We start from the raw sequence: 16,170 nt of genomic DNA, 5'->3' as shown, positions 1-16,170 counted from the left end.
TCCGCGATACAATTGCGGACGTGCGAGACATGCGGATGCGACGTTAAAAACAAAAAAGCCAGTACCATCATAGGCGCGAACACCGCTCCCAGCGCCCCGCCCCTTGCTCCCCGTCTAAAAACTCCATATATTTGATTTTCGCAAATCAGGTAATGTATGGAGACGACCACACTAGAGGGTTTTTATAAAGAAATTTCTACGCTTATTCCCCAGGATCTTAACAAAGAGATTGGGCACTTCAATGTATTTAATATAGAAGAAGTGCACGCGAAAATCAAAAAGAACCCTCGCCTGATGCCATACAATCGACGGGCTTACTACAAAATCAGTCTCATTCGCGGGCGTAGTAAAGCCGAATACGCCGATAAGGTAATTGATATTGAGAAGAGTGCACTTCTATTTGCTACGCCCAAAATCCCGTATCACTGGATTCCGCAGGAGGAGGGTCTATCGGGCTATTTCTGCATTTTTACCGCCGATTTTCTTATTCAGCATAAAAGCGGAATTATGCTTGATGAGTTGCCGATATTCAGGCCGGGTGGTTATCCTGTCTTTCAATTGTCGGATGAGAACATCGAAGACTTGCTTTATATCTTTCGAAAGATGTACAAGGAAATTGCTTCTGACTATGTTTACAAGTATGATCTGTTACGTAATTATGTACTTGAGCTGATTCACTACGGACAAAAATTACAACCGGCAACGGCTCTATACCCAACACACACAGCTTCGGCGCGTGTTTCTTCCTTGTTCATTGAATTACTCGAACGACAATTCCCGATTGAATCGCCCCAGCAAAAAATCAGTCTGCGTACGGCTAAAGATTTTGCCGATCGGCTTTCTGTTCATGTCAATCATCTGAATAAAGTACTCAAGGAAAACACCGGCAAAACGACCACCGACCTTATCAGCAGTCGGATTATTCAGGAAGCCAAAATCCTGTTGAAACAAACGGACTGGAACATCTCCGAGATTGCCTACAGCCTGGGTTTTGAAGAGGTCGCGCATTTCTCCAACTTTTTCAAAAAACAGACATCGTTTGCTCCTTTAGCCTTCCGGGTTTAAAACATGATTTGAATTTTGCAAATTACAGATTGATCTTCGCAAACAGTTCACGTTACGTCTGATCTACCTTTGTCTCATCAAAATCAAACAAAAACGATGAGCAACAGTAAGATCGCTTTAGTTACTGGCGGAAGCCGTGGCTTAGGCAAAAACATGGCACTTAGCCTTGCCAAAAAAGGAATCGACGTAATTCTGACCTATCATACGCAAAAGGCCGAGGCAGAAGCCGTTGTTAAAGAGATTGAACAGTCGGGTCAGAAAGCCGCAACCTTACAACTCAATGCGGGCGACGTAAAAAGCTTCGATACGTTTTTCGGGCAGTTGAAAACCGTTTTGCAGGAAACTTTCGCCACTGATCATTTCGATTTCCTGATCAACAATGCTGGTACCGCCCTTTATGGCGCATTTGCCGAAACCACTGAGGAGCAGTTTGATACGGCTCTGAACATTCACTACAAAGGGGTATTTTTTCTTAGCCAGAAAGCCCTACCGCTCATTAACGACGGTGGTCGAATCATCAATATTTCATCGGGACTTGCCCGGATGACGTATCCAGGTTCATCGGCTTACGGATCGATGAAAGGGGCCATTGAAGTGCTTTCGAGGTATATGGCGCTTGAATTAGGTCCTCGGAGCATTGCCGTGAACGTAGTAGCACCGGGCGCTATCGAAACCGATTTCGGTGGGGGTCGCGTGCGTGACAATAAAGAGATCAACTCTCAGATTGCCAGCCGTACGGCCCTCGGTCGTGTTGGCCTTCCCGACGATATTGGTGGCGTAGTTGCTTTCTTGTGTACGGAAGAAGCCCGGTGGATCAACGCCCAGCGTATCGAAGTATCGGGCGGGCAGGGTTTGTAAAAGGAATTATATCCCAAAGGGGTGAAGACAGCGGGTCGTTTTAAAAACTGCCCTGTGTCTTTACCCCTTTACTATTTTTAAAGCATATTCAGGCTCATCATGCCCGACAGAAACTGGAGGCATCCATCTTTCACGCGGGAAAACTCGCTCATGAGTGCTGTAGTATGCCGTTCAATAGCGGCAGATAAGCCAAAATGAGCGTTTGAACACGGCAACGTTTGCTTACTGGGTGGGCAGTCGGCGCCGGTGCAAATCATATTGCGGTTCAGCAGGTCAAGTTTGGTTTGCAATTGGCTCAGATCCTGAAAATAGTCAACCGCATCGTGCTGAAGGCTGCGGCTGTTGTAGTGATTCATGACCTCAAGTAACAACGCCCGGAGCTGGTGAATTTCTTCTTCCTGCTGGTGAATAATATGCTGCCAATATTGATGATTCTGATGGCAGGTAGCGGGCGTCATAAGTTGATCGGATGAGGGTGTATAATTCATAGGGATGGGTGATTAGCCGATTTTAAGTGAAGGTTGCTCCATCTGATTACCTAACTGATGGAGGAGTTCCGGATTATCTATAGCTCCCGAATAGCGCCATAGCTCCTGACCACGTTTTAATAAAATTAACGTAGGCAACGACCTAATTTCAAAGCTACGTACCACTTCCGGGTGCGCGGCTTCACTAACGCGTATGATCTGCACAGCTGGGCTTATCACCAGTTTAATTTTCTCCAGCAGGCGGTCCACTTCGACGCGCTGGGCAGGAGAAGCAGACGTAAATACCAATAATATAGCCAGTTTAGGAGCTTCTGTTGTTAACGGAGAGTAAGATCTCATTATAGTAATCAGTTAATTACCCAAATTTGGCCGGCTCCCCGTATTCGTATCGTGAGACAGATCAATATGAAACCTGATTTTAGTCAGCTGGATACAAATTACAGGCGCGTATTTTGCACACAACTTCACTAAAACCAAAGCTTACAGGGAGTTCTAATTTTAAGGGCCTACATGTTCGACGACTCAATCGAGGCTGTTTTTACGTATGCAACCATTGGTATCATCGTTTCTGATGAACAGGGGCGCATTTTGTCGTCTAATCTGCATGCTCATGCCCTGTTTGGCTATAGCGCCGATGAGATGGATGGCCTGTACGTCGATGCGCTCGTGCCAGATTCGGAGGCCCATCATCATGCCCAATTACGAGCCTCGTTTAATGCGCACCCACAGGTTAGGGAAATAGGGCACGGACGCGACCTGTTTGCCAAACGTAAAGACGGTTCAGTTTTCCCGGCGGAAATCAGTCTGAGTTATTTCTACCGCGATAATGCGCTGCTTACCGTGGGCTATATCATTGATATTACGGCCAAGAAGGAAGCTGAACGAACTTTACTTGAGCAGAAAAGCCGGATTGAACAGCTGAACACCGAACTAGAGCAGCGAGTTGTTGATCGGACCCACGCGCTCATGACCACTCTACATCAGCTCGAACAGTCGAAAGATGAACTGGCGAAGGCACTGGCCGCCGAACGCGAATTGGGTGAGTTGAAATCCCGCTTTGTATCGATGGCTTCGCATGAATTCCGAACGCCCCTGAGTGCGGTACTTACGTCGGCGTCATTAATTGAAAAATACCCCGACACCGACCAGCAGGAAAAACGGCTTCGGCATATTCACCGCATCAAGTCGTCAGTTAATCATCTTAATACCATTCTGGAGGAATTTTTATCGCTGGGGCGGCTGGAAGCAGGCCGGGTAGAAGCATCATGGACATGGGTTAAGTTACCCCTGTTGGTGGAGGAAGTTATAGTGGATTTGCAGGATATGCTCAAGCCCGGACAGCATGTCCAGACCCAGTTCAATTGCTCGGGTTCTGTACGTAGCGACCCATCTTTGTTGCGTAAAATTCTGGTAAACCTGCTTTCAAATGCTATTAAATATTCAGCTGAAAATCAGACAGTATACGTAGTAACGCACAGTCAGAAGACACATTTTCAGATTGTCGTTCGCGATAACGGGATTGGGATTTCGGCCGACAGTCAGAAGCATTTATTCGAACGCTTTTTTCGGGCCAAAAACGCAATTAACTTCGCGGGTACAGGCCTTGGATTGCATATTGTTGCCAAATACCTTGAACTACTGGATGGGACGATTAACCTGGCTAGTCAATTAGGCGAAGGCACGACAGTAACACTTACTTTTCCTTATGAAAACGATTCTACTTATTGAAGACAACGCCGACATTCGCGAGAATACAGCGGAGATTCTGGAATTAGCCGGGTATCGCCTGCTAACTGCCGAAAACGGTAAAATAGGCGTTGAGCTAGCTCTGGCAGACCGGCCTGACCTGATTATCTGTGACATCATGATGCCCGTGCTGGATGGATATGGGGTTCTGCACATTGTCAATAAAAACCCTGATCTAAACGGTATACCCTTTATTTTTCTGACGGCCAAGTCGGAACGGATCGATTTTCGAAAAGGTATGGAGCTTGGTGCCGACGATTATCTGACCAAACCCTTCGATGATACGGAATTATTAAGTGCTGTGGAAGGCCGCCTGAACCGATTTAGCAAGCTTAAAGCTGAAGATTACAATCTAAAACAGGATGGACTCGTCCAATTTCTGGAGGATGTCCGTTCAACGGGTGGCGGTGGCTTACAGAGCCTATCCGTCGACCGCAAGACACACCACGTCCCTAAAAAGCAGTTTATTTATACGGAAGGCGACGAGCCTACCCGTTTGTATTTCCTGAAAAGTGGCCGAATTAAAACGACGCGGACCAACAATGACGGTAAGGAACTGGTGACCGGCCTTTATGGAGCGGGCGAATTTTTTGGCGACCTGGCACTCCTCGAAGAAAAGAATTATACCGACTCGGCCCTAACGCTCGATGACTCTGAACTGGTGTACATTCCAAAAGAGGATTTTCGGCAATTACTGACCACTCAACCCGAGGTAAGCCGACAGTTTGTGCGGATGCTGGCAGGGCGCGTCAACGAAAAAGAGGATCAGTTGCTGGGTATGGCCTATAGCTCGCTACGCCGGCGCGTGGCTGATGCACTGCTACGGCTGCAGGAACCACTGCCCAATGGCGAACCGGCGGCACCCATCCAAATTTCACGCGATGACCTGGCAGCCGTCATCGGAACTGCTACCGAATCTCTGATTCGCACACTTAGCGAATTCAAACACGACGGTCTCATCGAGATCACCGGAGCGGGTATTCGGGTCGTACAGCCTGATAAGTTGCGCCGGGCAAACTGGTAAACGAATTCACCCGATTCGCACTAGATCATAAGGTTCAGGTCAAAAATCTGGTCAATTTTTTCAGGCAGCTCGCCCTGATTGTGCGTAACAAACAGAATTGTTTTATGGTCCAGGCTAGCGATTAGCCGTCTGGCTAGTTCGATATGATGTGCATCAATCACCTGAAACGGTTCGTCTAATAACAGGACTGGTGGATTTTTCAGTAAAGCCCGTACTAATAAAACGAGTCGTTGCTCGCCAGCCGATAAGGTACCAAACGGACGATTTACCGTATCATTCAGACCAAAGTAAGCCAATAGCTGTTTTAAATCGGCCTCTGTTTCAGCCGGTACTTGCCGGGGTGGTGTAAGCGTATCGGTGAGGCCGGTCAGGGCAACCTGACGTACTGACAAATGCTGCGGGAAGTAAAGGTGCAGCTCCGGCGATACAAATCCGATCCGGCGTTTCACATCCCAGATACTTTCACCCGATTTCCCCCGCCGATACCCAAAAACGCTTACGTCATTGGCATAGGCTTGTGGATGATCGCCATATAGCAAGCTCAGCAAAACAGACTTACCGGCTCCATTTTGCCCAAGCAAAGCCCAGTGCTCACCGGCCTGAATGGCCCAATTTATTCCGTTTAAAATCACGGTGTCCCCATAACGTACCGTTACGTTCCGCAGTCGGAAGGCCTCAGCAAAATCAGGCAACTGTGGAGCGGTTTGTAATACGGGCAATTCGGTTTCCGATGCATCAGGCGGTTCGGGAGTATATTCATTTCTGTTTCCCTGCCACAATACCTGACCCTGTTGTAAGGTAATGACGTGTGTTACAAACGGTGGAATATCTTCTGGCTCTGTAACCAGTACCAGCGTCAGTCCATGCTGTACAAGTTCTCCTAACCACTCGGTCAGTTCTGCCCGAAACGTTTTATCCAGCCCAACAAAGGGATTGTCTAACAGCAAAACAGCCGGATGCCGCAGTAGCGCTTTACCAATCCTGGCTTTGCGCGTTTGCCCATTGGAAAGTTTTAAAAACGAACGGTCCAGTAACGGTTCAAGACCCAGTCGCTTAATCAGGGCCGTATTTTCCGGAGAGTCCGTATACTGCAGAAAGTTACGTAACGACGGAATCGAATGGTAAGCAGGTTCTTCTCTCTCCGGATTATCGCCCATTGTCGCCTGATAGCGCTGCTGATAAAAATAGCCACTATACGAAAACCGGCTGGATTCCTCTTTAAAGGAAACAAACTCGGCTGAAGTCCGGCGCGATAACGTACCCGGCGGAGCCGGAAACTGACCTGCCATAGCCTGGAGTAACGTTGTTTTACCGCTTCCTGTAGGCCCGACAATAGCCCAGCATTCCTGTTGACGAAGGGCAAACGTTACGTTGGTCAAAATGGGTTTACCGCTTCGCCGGGCGGTAAACTTAGTTAAAGAAATCAGGGGGCTTTCGTCAGACATAAACGCGAATCGGGGTCATACCTTTGCAAAGGTATGACCCCGATTCGCGTTTTACGCAATTCAATTTAAACTCTACTCACTAGGGTTTAACAGGTGTTGTGGTAGACGAAGATTTGCTCTTCGTACCACGGCTGTTATTCGTTGTTGTACCGGTAGAGGTACGGTCCGTAGTGCCCATCGTATTTTGTGAATCCGATGACATGCTCGAACTTGGCTTTGTGGTCCCCGTTCCGGTGCTATAGGTGCTGTTTGGCGTTGTTCCCGTGCTTGGCGTTGTCGTTCCCGTCGAAGGAGTTGGGCTAACGGTTCCGCTTTGATTAGGCAACGTTGTACTGCCTGGTGTCATACCCGGCGATGTTGTCGTGCTGGGCTGAGTCGAGTTTGTATTCGAGTTCGTTGGTGGTTGGGTGCCTACTCCTGTTGATGGCACAGTTTGATTGACTCCAGAATTTGTAGTCGATGGCTGTGTCTGGTACGTACCCGTGTTGGTGCCAGAATTAGAAGGGCTGGAATAAGTACCCGTTGTTCCTGTGGTACCTGTTGAACCCGAATTTGTTGTTGAGTTGGTTGTTTGTGCGTTTGCATTTAGGGCGACGCCAGCTACCAGCATCCATCCCATTATGATTAATTTTTTCATTAGTTGAGTATGTTTTATCGTCTTAACTCGATATTCTATAGTATAACTCAACTAATCCGAGAGTTGTTTAAGATATTTTTAATTTTTTGCCAAGTCAGGCACTTATCTGGTCAGATTTCGAATAAAAAAGCCCCGAGCATTAGATGCTCGGGGCTTGCTATTTGTTTCAGAGGCTATTTACAGGGGTACTAGTGTGGAGTCAGGTTTGAGAACCTGACTCCACACATAAAAGCAGATTTTTACAAATTACCCTTCTTCATTTCCTTCACAGCAAAGTCAGCGGCACGCGCTGTCAGGGCCATATAGGTAAGGGAAGGGTTCACACATGAAGCCGAAACCATACAGGCACCATCCGTATTAAATACGTTTTTCACCGTATGAACCTGATTGTGTGCATTCAGTATCGACGTTTTCGGATCGCGACCCATACGGGCTGTTCCCATTTCGTGAATACCGATACCGGGGTTTTTTGTCGTATCGTTATAGGGCGTTACGTTTTTGAAGCCAGCAGCTTCCAGCATCTCGGCTGCATCGTTCATCATGTCAACACGCATTTTTTTCTCATTCTCCCCATAGGCTGCATCGAAAACGACAAGTGGCAGGCCCCATTTGTCTTTCTGGTCGGGCGAGAGTGTCATACGGTTATTTGGGTCAGCAATCATTTCGCCGAATCCACCAAGGCTCATTGTCCAGGGACCGGGTTTGGTCAGGCTTTCTTTGAAATCAGCACCAAAGCCATCCATACCGTTACCTCGGTTCCAGCCGCCCCGGCCAGCACCACCCTGATAACCAAACCCACGCACATAATCGCGTTTGTCGCCAGCCCAGTTCCGATAGCGGGGAATATAAACACCATTCGCCCGACGACCGTAGTAATACTGATCTTCCATGCCATCAAATGACCCGGCCGCACCGGCGGCAAGGTGGTGGTCCATGATGTTACGGCCAAGCTGGTCAGAGTCATTACCCATCCCATTTGGGAAGCGGTGCGACTTCGAATTCATCAGAATCGACGTACTCGCGAACGCCGATGCATTCAGGAAAATAAGCCGGGCGAAATATTCACGTACTTCTTTCGTATTCTGGTCAATTACCCGAACGCCGGTTGCTTTGCCTTTCTTCTCATCGTAGAGCACTTCCGCTACAATAGAGTCAGGGCGAAGCGTTAACCGACCCGTTTTCACCGCTGCAGGCAACGTAGCCGATTGTGTACTGAAATAGGCTCCGTAGGGACAGCCGCGCATACACTGGTTCCGGAACTGACAGGCAGCCCGGCCCAGATCGTAATGAAGCTGCTTGGGCGCGGTCAGGTGAGCCGTACGGCCTACCGTAACAAGACGTTTTGGAAACGCTTTTTCGATCCGTTTCTTGGCTTCTTTTTCGAGGCAGTTAAGCTGCATCGGTGGCAGATAATTGCCATCGGGCAGTACGTCGATGCCGTCTTTATTTCCCGAAATACCCGCAAACGTTTCGACGTAGGTATACCAGGGTGCCAGATCTTCGTAGCGGATTGGCCAATCGACACCGATGCCTTCTTTGGCATTGGCCATGAAATCTTCTTTGTTCCAACGGTAGCTCTGGCGCCCCCACATCAGCGAACGACCACCTACGTGATAGCCACGAATCCAGTCGACTTTGCGTTTTTCGAGGTAAGGATTTTCTTTATCGTTCTCGAAAAAGTGCCGCCACTCTTCGTTTGCGGTGTATCCAGTACGCATATTGGCCCAATACTCTTCAGCGGCCATGGTTGTGATACGTCCTCTATGCGGAAAGTCCCAGGGGTTATTTGTTGCAGTGGGGTATCCTTCAATGTGTTTCACATCGCGCCCCCGCTCCAGCATAAGCACTTTCAATCCTTTTTGGGTAAGTTCTTTAGCGGCCCAGCCTCCCGAAATACCCGAACCTACGACGATAGCGTCATAGGTCATATCTTTTTTAGCGTCTATATTGAGATTCATAATTTTTTGAATGGATAATGAATAATGTAAAACGGACAATGGCTCTCAGAGAAGTCCATTTCCACTTAGTTATTCATTGTGCATTATTCATTATACATTAAATAGCCCAGGCTTTCTGGCCAGCTTTCAGGGGTACACAGCCATCGTATCGACCCGGAACGGCTACGTAGTCAAGTGCCTGAGTACAGCCGATTTCAGACGTAAAGTAACCCGTCAGGGTCAGGTCTTTCATCATGGTGAAAAACGGCGTATACCGCTTCTTCGAATCGGGCATTTGTAAGTCGGCCTGCGAGTTCTCAACCTTGGCAACAGCCTTGTTGGTCGTCATCTCGGCCCGGCGCTGTTTGTCGTCGGCTTCAAGCTTTTTAACGATCTCGATACGTTGTGCCGGATCGAGTTGCACGAAAGCTTTTCCGTACGCATCCTGACTAAGCTTGTTTGTCTGCGTAAGCCCTTCAAGGAAACGTTGCTGATCATCTGGTTTGTAGCAGTCTTTCACAATAACGTCGATTACTTCGTTCACTTTAGCGGCTTTAGCACCGGGCGTACTGGTTGTCGGAATAATCGTATCGGCCAGTTCAGCGACGGTAGCATCCTGATCAGCCGTAAAGAAGACCGGTTTACCCGTCAGGGCACGCCGAGTGGCCGAGGCTTCGAGCGTATCGGCCAGCGCAGGCAGCGTCATAGTTGCGCCAGCCAACGCGGCCACCCGCATGAGGGCGTCTCTTCTGTTCATAGGTTTCAGTAAATTAGACTTTCAAATAGAACGTTATAAGTAATTACAAATGTATAACAATCAAGGAATGGATTGTGCTATTTGGCGATACAGTTTTCGCTAAAATCACCGGATACGATTTTGCTGATTCGGCGTAAACCAAAAGGGCTGATACTCAGATGACAGTATCAGCCCTTATTATCTATTGTTTATTGCTCAGACAGCCACACTTTCTAAGGTGCTTTCAACTCCTGAACGGCCAGCCAGCTCATCAGCCCCGCACCAGTTTCCAGAGCCGATTCATCGATGTCGAAAGTGGGCGTATGAACCCCCGAAATAATACCCCGTTCTTCGTTACGGGTGCCGAGTCGGTAAAAACAGGAATCGACTACCTGCGAGTAAAAGGCAAAATCTTCGCCCGCCATCCATAAATCCAGATCTACAACATTTTCGGGACCCATATATTCAACTGCCTGCGCTCGTACCCGCCGGGTTAACTCCGGATGGTTTTTGAGGAATGGGTAGCCATGCACAATCTCAAATTCGCAGGAACCGCCCATGGCTTCGGCAATCCCTTCGGCAAGCTTTACCATTCGGCGTTTTCCTTCGGCCCGCCATTCTTCGTTCATACACCGAAATGTACCCTGAATGGTCACTTCATTTGGAATAACATTCGTAACGCCATCGGCAATGAAACGCCCGAACGACAGTACCGACGGGCTGGCTGGTGGCCGATTTCGGCTGATAATCTGCTGCAGCGCAACAATAATATGCGACGCAATCAGGACTGGATCAACCAGGTTATCGGGCATAGCCGCGTGGCCGCCTTTACCCCGTACGGTCATGTAAATTTCGTCGGTGCTGGCCATATACATGCCTTCGCGGAAGCCGATCTTGCCGACTGGAATATTGGGCGCTACGTGCTGACCGAGCATACTGACAGGAGCCGGATTTTCCAGAACACCTTCCTTTATCATCAAAGACGCCCCACCCGGCGCTTTTTCTTCGCCGGGCTGAAAGACCAGCTTTACGGTTCCATCGAACTGATCGCGCAGTACGTGTAAAATGCGGGCGACACCCAACAGGCTGGCCGTATGTACGTCGTGGCCACAGGCGTGCATAACCCCATCTACGGTTGATTTATAGGGTACATCATTGGCTTCGTGGATTGGCAGCGCGTCCATATCAGCCCGCAGGCCAACAACCCTCGAACTATCACTGATACGTCCTTCAATGATGGCAACCAAACCCGTATCGGCTACCCCTTCCTGTGGGGTTATGCCAATCGCTTTCAGCTGATCAGCTACGAACCGGGCCGTATTTCGCTCATGAAAAGATAATTCGGGATGTGCATGAAGATGCCGACGGGTCTGTACAAGATCGGCAGCGTATTGCCGGGCAAGAGATTTAATGGAATCGAGCATAATTCTGTACAACGGAATGGTATTCCGCCGGGCCAGGAGCCAATTATTTATGTAATCTATGTCGGCCAGATGGCCCAACGGAATACCATTCCGCTATACGTAATCTATTGTATGGTTATAAACTCATAATCCTTGATAACCGTTTCCAGAAACGCCCGATTTGGTACGTTCGTTTGAATACCGGTCACTGCTTTAATTTTATCAGCTGTACGAATCAGGCCTCCTTCGTCACCCCGGCGCAGAATTTCGCGAACAATGGTGATATCGCGATCTGAAAGCAGCCGCACATCCGGAAAGTGAACGGCATAATTCTCAGGTGCCGGTTGAATCAGGATTTCGTCTAACGTAACGGCAGGCTTAAGTTTAACAACCGTAGTACCAGCCGCAATATCGCCTAACCGCTGCCCTTTCCCACTGGCCGCGATGGTAATGACCGGAACAATGCCACCAATAAAAGCAGCTGACTCAATAATCCGAAACAACCACCGAATCAGGTAAGCGCCAAAGGTTGGTTGTGAGCCGTCGAGCATCACAACCCGAATATTCATGGCTAGTTTCCCAACACTCCGCCCGTTAAGAAACCACTCGCAGAGCAAGTCGTAAAGTAAAAGGGGCATGAGCACCAGAACCGTATAAAATCCGCCCCGACTGATGCCCAACTGCTCCGGCACGGCGAGCGTCAGAATAAACCATCCCACAAATACGGCATAATCAATGATTGCTGCCAGAATCCGGTCGCCAAGGCTGGCGGGGTCGTATTCCAGCAAAACGTTCTGGGAAGTCAGAATGGCAACGGACATTGACAAAAGGCATAAAGCGTAAGGCAAAAGTCGTAAGCATAGCCGGTTCCGGCAAAAAATTCGACGAAAACATGCGCACAATTTGGTTACAACCGCTAACTTAGCCTACTTCCTCCTGACTATAATCGTCTTACGGTTTATCATTTGCCAGCTGCATGCGCGAAGCCCTTTTCATTAAACGGAACGCCGATAAATGGCGCGACATGGAGGAAAACCCCACCCACAACCCCGACGAACTGACGGATCGGTTTGTGGAGCTGACGGATGACCTGTCGTACGCGCGAACCTTTTACCCCAATGCGAAGGTAACGCGGTACCTCAACGGTCGGGCCGCGCAGATGCACCGGGGCCTGATGCAGAACCGGCAGGACGAACGGAGCCGGTTCGTTACGTTCTGGAAATATGAACTGCCGTTGTTGTTCCGCCAATCGCATCGACTCCTGGCATTTTCGGCAGGTATCTTTCTGGTAGCCTGTATGTTAGGTTGGATCTCGGCGGCCCACGACAGTACGTTTGTACGGTTGATTCTGGGCGATGAATACGTCAATATGACGCTCGAAAACATTAAAAAAGGCGATCCGCTGGGTGTGTATAACAGCAGCGATCAGGCAACCATGTTCGTACAAATTACCCTCAACAACATCAACGTAGCGTTGCGAACGTTTGTGCTGGGTGTATTCGCATCGTTCGGCAGCATCGCCATGCTGTTTTATAATGGGGTCATGCTGGGGTCTTTTCAATATTTCTTCTACGAGCGTGGACTGCTCCTCGACTCGATTCTGAAAATATGGATTCATGGCACACTCGAAATTTCAGCCATCGTGATTGCCGGTTGCGCGGGGCTGACAATTGGCAATAGTATCTTGTTTCCGGGTACATATTCCCGGCTGGAGTCATTCAAACGCGGAGCAAAACAAGGAATGAAAATTGCCATTGGGCTGGTCCCTATTTTCGTTATGGCCGGGTTTCTGGAGAGTTTTGTGACGCGGCTAACCCTACCCCCGATAGTAAGCGGGGGTATTATTCTGCTCTCAGCGGCTTTCATCATCTGGTATTTTATTCTTTATCCGATTTCACTTAATCGCAGAGTTTCATTATGATACCACTTTTTCAGCAGCGCGATTTTGGCAATAAAATCAATGCTACGTTTCAATACGTCATCCAGAACTTCCGGAGCCTGGGATTGTCGTTGCTTTACATTGTCGGGCCGGTTGCCCTGGTAGCAGGCATCGCAACGGGCATAATGCAGTCAAACATGATGAAGCTGATGGGCGAATCGGGCTTTGCCAATACCGATGATCCGATAGCGGCTTTTCAGATGCTGAGTTTTTTTATATCGCCCTCGTTCTGGTTAACGATGCTGTTTGGCGTTCTCGCCAACGTCGCCGTGATTCTGACTACATACGCCCATATGAAAGTGTACGACCGAGCCGAGGGAGAGCCAATCAGCGTAACCGATGTGTGGAACGAAGTACAACCTACGATTGGTCGGGGAATCATTATTTCGCTCCTGAACACCATCATCATCGGCTTTGGCTTTGTGTTTTTCTTTATTCCCGGTATTTATCTGGCTGTTGTGCTGTCGCTCTCATTAGCGGTTACGGTCTTCGAAGGAGCTGATTTTGGCGTTACCTGGAACCGTTGTTTTCAGCTTATCCGCGACAAATGGTGGTCAACGTTCGGCCTTATCTTCGTGATGGGGTTAATTGTAGCCATAGTAGGCATAATTTTCGCCATTCCGACCGGGATCATTACCTTTTTTACCGCAGCTAAACTGCTTCCCGATGTGTCGGTAGTATGGCTTATGCTGGGAAACGTTGTTAATCTGGTTGGTAAAACCCTTCTTAATGCTGTGCTTTATACAGCTATTGGCTTTCAGTATACAAATCTGGTTGAACGGCAGGAAAGCCGGGGAATGATTTCGGCCATCGACTCTATTGGAACGGCTCCCTCCCAACCACGCGATACGGATGAAGGTACATTCTGATTTCAGGTTTTTTCGTTTTCACGTATCGGTAGCCAGTTTGGTTTTTGTGATCGGCTTATTGAGCCTGTTTTTTTCGGTACCGGGACTGGCCCAAACGACGAAAGAGAAGTCCTTTGTAGCGCCTGATGACCGATCACCGATACGTATCCGCTTTCCCGAAGCTGACAAATTACGGGGCCTGCAAACTGACCACGATTATCAGTATGGAAATGATGCTCCTCCGCCCGAAAATCCATTAGCGCGTTTATTCGACTGGCTATTCCGGAAAATCGCCCGCTTTCTGAGCAGCAGTGCTTATCAAAATATCTGGCAGTACGTTCTCCTGGCAGCCATTGCCGGGCTGGTGGTTTATCTGCTCATGAAAGCCGAAATCCTGAATTTTCTGTTCGCCAAAAAGGCGCAGACCGGCAATCTGGATTATGAAAACCTGTCTGAAAATATTCACGACATCAGCTTCGATACGGCCATAGAAGAAGCGGTTAACCAGCGAAATTTCCGGTTAGCTGTTCGGCTGCTCTATCTGCAAACGCTCAAGCGCCTGACGGATGCCAACCAGATTGACTATAAGCCCGAAAAAACAAACCGCCAATACGTTTACGAACTCGCTAAATCTACGCTTCAGGAAGATTTTCAGCAGTTGACCCGTCAATTTGAATTTGTTTGGTACGGTGCTTTTCCCATCGATGAAACGCGTTTTTTCGAAATTCAGGCACTGTTCAACCAGTTTGGACTAACGCTTAAACCACTGATTACAAACTAAAAACTGTAAGCACACATTGCCAAAAGCTAATAAATACCTGATCCTTCTGCTGGCAACGGTACTCGCCTACGTACTTTTCGAGTACTACCGGCCGAAACCGCTCGACTGGAAGCCTTCTTATCAGAACGATCATAAAATTCCGTTCGGAACCCAGGCTTTGTTTGAGTTATTGCCTGATGTGATGCATCAGCCGACGATCAAAACAATACGTTTACCGGTCTATAACTTCCTGACAGAAACCACTTTGCCAGCCCGAAGCAATTACATCCTTATGAGCCAGGAACTGACCGTGCATGGCTCTGAGATGCCGAAGCTACTGGCCTACGTACGGAATGGAAATAATGTGTTTGTTTCGGCCTATAGCCTCCCCGATTCGCTGAGTAAGGTGCTGGGCTTTAAAGCCGATGAAAAAGAGCGCGCCAAAGCGGACACGACGCTTCGGCAGAACTTCACAAATCCGCAACTCCGGAAACCCGGAGGATACAATTTCTTCCACGATGACGGGCGTAACTTCCTGACGATCAGAAAACCAGAACACATAACCGTATTGGGACGAAATGCCCGTAATGAAGCTGTTTTTATTCGAATCCAATATGGCAAAGGGCAATTTTTCATTCATAATCTGCCGCTGGCCTTCACAAATTATTACGTACTGGGCACAAAAACATCCGATTATGCTTTTAAGGCGCTTTCCTACCTACCTGCTCTGCCTACGTACTGGGATGAGTATCAGAAACAGGGCCGATTCAGCGAAGAGCAGCAATCCATTTTTCGATACGTTCGGTCACAACCGGCGCTCAACTGGGCGTATTATCTAGTGGCATTTGGGGTATTTTTCTACGCAATCTTTGCCGGAAAACGTACTCAGCGTGTCATTCCGGTAATTAAACCGCTCCGGAATACCTCGCTTGATTTTGTAAAAACCGTCGGACGTATGTACTTTCAGCAAGGCGATCATGATAACCTTGCCCGCAAAAAAATTCAGTATTTTCTGGCCGATATTCGTGAGCGATACCATCTAAATACAACCGTTCTGGATAAGGATTTTACGGAAGCGCTGGCCCACAAAAGTGGCATTCCGACAGAAGAAGCCACAGAACTGGTTCGATTGCTGCGTGATGCTCAGAAAAGCATTTCGCTCTCAGAAGCCGACTTATTAACGCTGAACAGCGCACTGGAAAAATTTAAACAATCCGAACCGCCGGGCTGCCGCGGGATTTTCAGGATTTAAATGATTAACCTGATTTTTTTCAACAGGCTTTC

The 16,170-nt window shown here is 48.4% G+C and carries 16 protein-coding genes; 8 read left to right on the top strand and 8 right to left on the bottom strand.

All coding sequences use genetic code 11. The annotated features are described in order from the left end of the window. Positions 1-156 precede the first annotated feature (156 nt). The gene (locus tag LN737_RS07540; RefSeq protein ID WP_405517607.1) at positions 157-1,065 is read left to right on the top strand and encodes an AraC family transcriptional regulator; all 909 of its coding nucleotides are present in this window, start codon (positions 157-159) and stop codon (positions 1,063-1,065) included. A gap of 96 nt (positions 1,066-1,161) precedes the next feature. After that, a complete protein-coding gene (locus LN737_RS07535) occupies positions 1,162-1,923 on the top strand; it encodes an SDR family NAD(P)-dependent oxidoreductase (protein WP_405517606.1) in 762 nt (253 codons plus the stop codon). Between the two features lie 77 nt (positions 1,924-2,000). Here LN737_RS07535 and LN737_RS07530 read toward each other — a convergent pair whose 3' ends face one another. Continuing rightward, positions 2,001-2,411 carry a hypothetical protein gene (locus LN737_RS07530; RefSeq protein ID WP_405517605.1) on the bottom strand — a complete coding sequence of 137 codons (411 nt, stop codon included), beginning with the start codon at positions 2,409-2,411 and terminating at the stop codon, positions 2,001-2,003. A 12-nt stretch (positions 2,412-2,423) separates the two neighbouring features. Further along, positions 2,424-2,750 carry a co-chaperone YbbN gene (locus tag LN737_RS07525; RefSeq protein ID WP_405517604.1) on the bottom strand — a complete coding sequence of 109 codons (327 nt, stop codon included), beginning with the start codon at positions 2,748-2,750 and terminating at the stop codon, positions 2,424-2,426. A 171-nt stretch (positions 2,751-2,921) separates the two neighbouring features. On the opposite strand from LN737_RS07525, the gene LN737_RS07520 reads away from it, so the two are divergent. Together LN737_RS07520 and LN737_RS07515 are read left to right on the top strand one after the other, a co-directional pair. Then, entirely contained in the window at positions 2,922-4,139 is a 1,218-nt protein-coding gene (locus LN737_RS07520) for a PAS domain-containing sensor histidine kinase (RefSeq protein ID WP_405517603.1), read from the top strand. Further along, entirely contained in the window at positions 4,117-5,181 is a 1,065-nt protein-coding gene (locus LN737_RS07515) for a response regulator (protein ID WP_405517602.1), read from the top strand. Before LN737_RS07520 ends, LN737_RS07515 begins: the two co-directional genes overlap by 23 nt. Before the next feature lie 20 nt (positions 5,182-5,201). On the opposite strand, the gene LN737_RS07510 is transcribed toward LN737_RS07515, so the two are convergent. From LN737_RS07510 to LN737_RS07485, 6 genes are all read right to left on the bottom strand, one after another. After that, positions 5,202-6,626, bottom strand: a complete 1,425-nt coding sequence (locus LN737_RS07510; RefSeq protein WP_405517601.1) for an ATP-binding cassette domain-containing protein — start codon at positions 6,624-6,626, stop codon at positions 5,202-5,204. A gap of 79 nt (positions 6,627-6,705) precedes the next feature. Then, positions 6,706-7,263, bottom strand: a complete 558-nt coding sequence (locus LN737_RS07505) for a hypothetical protein (protein WP_405517600.1) — start codon at positions 7,261-7,263, stop codon at positions 6,706-6,708. A gap of 239 nt (positions 7,264-7,502) precedes the next feature. Continuing rightward, the gene (locus LN737_RS07500; RefSeq protein WP_405517599.1) at positions 7,503-9,221 is read right to left on the bottom strand and encodes a GMC oxidoreductase; all 1,719 of its coding nucleotides are present in this window, start codon (positions 9,219-9,221) and stop codon (positions 7,503-7,505) included. A gap of 97 nt (positions 9,222-9,318) precedes the next feature. Next, positions 9,319-9,957: a gluconate 2-dehydrogenase subunit 3 family protein gene (locus LN737_RS07495; protein ID WP_405517596.1), complete on the bottom strand. Its 639-nt coding sequence runs from the start codon at positions 9,955-9,957 to the stop codon at positions 9,319-9,321. A 212-nt stretch (positions 9,958-10,169) separates the two neighbouring features. Beyond that, the gene (locus tag LN737_RS07490; protein ID WP_405517594.1) at positions 10,170-11,360 is read right to left on the bottom strand and encodes a M20 family metallopeptidase; all 1,191 of its coding nucleotides are present in this window, start codon (positions 11,358-11,360) and stop codon (positions 10,170-10,172) included. Between the two features lie 104 nt (positions 11,361-11,464). Beyond that, entirely contained in the window at positions 11,465-12,160 is a 696-nt protein-coding gene (locus LN737_RS07485; protein WP_405517592.1) for an RDD family protein, read from the bottom strand. A gap of 155 nt (positions 12,161-12,315) precedes the next feature. Between LN737_RS07485 and LN737_RS07480 the strand changes: the two genes are divergently transcribed. Genes LN737_RS07480 through LN737_RS07465 form a run of 4 tightly spaced genes read left to right on the top strand, consistent with a single transcriptional unit; the run spans position 12,316 to position 16,138 of the window. Beyond that, positions 12,316-13,260: a stage II sporulation protein M gene (locus tag LN737_RS07480; protein ID WP_405517590.1), complete on the top strand. Its 945-nt coding sequence runs from the start codon at positions 12,316-12,318 to the stop codon at positions 13,258-13,260. Further along, positions 13,257-14,147: a hypothetical protein gene (locus tag LN737_RS07475; RefSeq protein ID WP_405517588.1), complete on the top strand. Its 891-nt coding sequence runs from the start codon at positions 13,257-13,259 to the stop codon at positions 14,145-14,147. Before LN737_RS07480 ends, LN737_RS07475 begins: the two co-directional genes overlap by 4 nt. Beyond that, entirely contained in the window at positions 14,131-14,907 is a 777-nt protein-coding gene (locus tag LN737_RS07470; RefSeq protein WP_405517587.1) for a DUF4129 domain-containing protein, read from the top strand. Before LN737_RS07475 ends, LN737_RS07470 begins: the two co-directional genes overlap by 17 nt. Positions 14,908-14,923: 16 nt before the next feature. Continuing rightward, on the top strand, positions 14,924-16,138 hold the full coding sequence (locus tag LN737_RS07465; RefSeq protein ID WP_405517585.1) for a DUF4350 domain-containing protein: 1,215 nt from the start codon (positions 14,924-14,926) through the stop codon (positions 16,136-16,138). The last annotated feature ends 32 nt before the right edge of the window (positions 16,139-16,170 follow it).

The sequence above is a fragment of the Spirosoma sp. KNUC1025 genome (assembly GCF_045160025.1).
Classification (GTDB): Bacteria; Bacteroidota; Bacteroidia; order Cytophagales; family Spirosomataceae; genus Spirosoma.
This window is presented reverse-complemented; position numbering and strand designations above follow the sequence as displayed.

Coding starts and splice junctions, on each gene's coding strand:
- LN737_RS07540 (WP_405517607.1), top strand. CDS start 157: ATGGAGACGACCACACTAGAGGGTTTTTATAAAGAAATTTCTACGCTT.
- LN737_RS07535 (WP_405517606.1), top strand. CDS start 1,162: ATGAGCAACAGTAAGATCGCTTTAGTTACTGGCGGAAGCCGTGGCTTA.
- LN737_RS07530 (WP_405517605.1), bottom strand. CDS start 2,411: ATGAATTATACACCCTCATCCGATCAACTTATGACGCCCGCTACCTGC.
- LN737_RS07525 (WP_405517604.1), bottom strand. CDS start 2,750: ATGAGATCTTACTCTCCGTTAACAACAGAAGCTCCTAAACTGGCTATA.
- LN737_RS07520 (WP_405517603.1), top strand. CDS start 2,922: ATGTTCGACGACTCAATCGAGGCTGTTTTTACGTATGCAACCATTGGT.
- LN737_RS07515 (WP_405517602.1), top strand. CDS start 4,117: ATGAAAACGATTCTACTTATTGAAGACAACGCCGACATTCGCGAGAAT.
- LN737_RS07510 (WP_405517601.1), bottom strand. CDS start 6,626: ATGTCTGACGAAAGCCCCCTGATTTCTTTAACTAAGTTTACCGCCCGG.
- LN737_RS07505 (WP_405517600.1), bottom strand. CDS start 7,263: ATGAAAAAATTAATCATAATGGGATGGATGCTGGTAGCTGGCGTCGCC.
- LN737_RS07500 (WP_405517599.1), bottom strand. CDS start 9,221: ATGAATCTCAATATAGACGCTAAAAAAGATATGACCTATGACGCTATC.
- LN737_RS07495 (WP_405517596.1), bottom strand. CDS start 9,957: ATGAACAGAAGAGACGCCCTCATGCGGGTGGCCGCGTTGGCTGGCGCA.
- LN737_RS07490 (WP_405517594.1), bottom strand. CDS start 11,360: ATGCTCGATTCCATTAAATCTCTTGCCCGGCAATACGCTGCCGATCTT.
- LN737_RS07485 (WP_405517592.1), bottom strand. CDS start 12,160: ATGTCCGTTGCCATTCTGACTTCCCAGAACGTTTTGCTGGAATACGAC.
- LN737_RS07480 (WP_405517590.1), top strand. CDS start 12,316: ATGCGCGAAGCCCTTTTCATTAAACGGAACGCCGATAAATGGCGCGAC.
- LN737_RS07475 (WP_405517588.1), top strand. CDS start 13,257: ATGATACCACTTTTTCAGCAGCGCGATTTTGGCAATAAAATCAATGCT.
- LN737_RS07470 (WP_405517587.1), top strand. CDS start 14,131: ATGAAGGTACATTCTGATTTCAGGTTTTTTCGTTTTCACGTATCGGTA.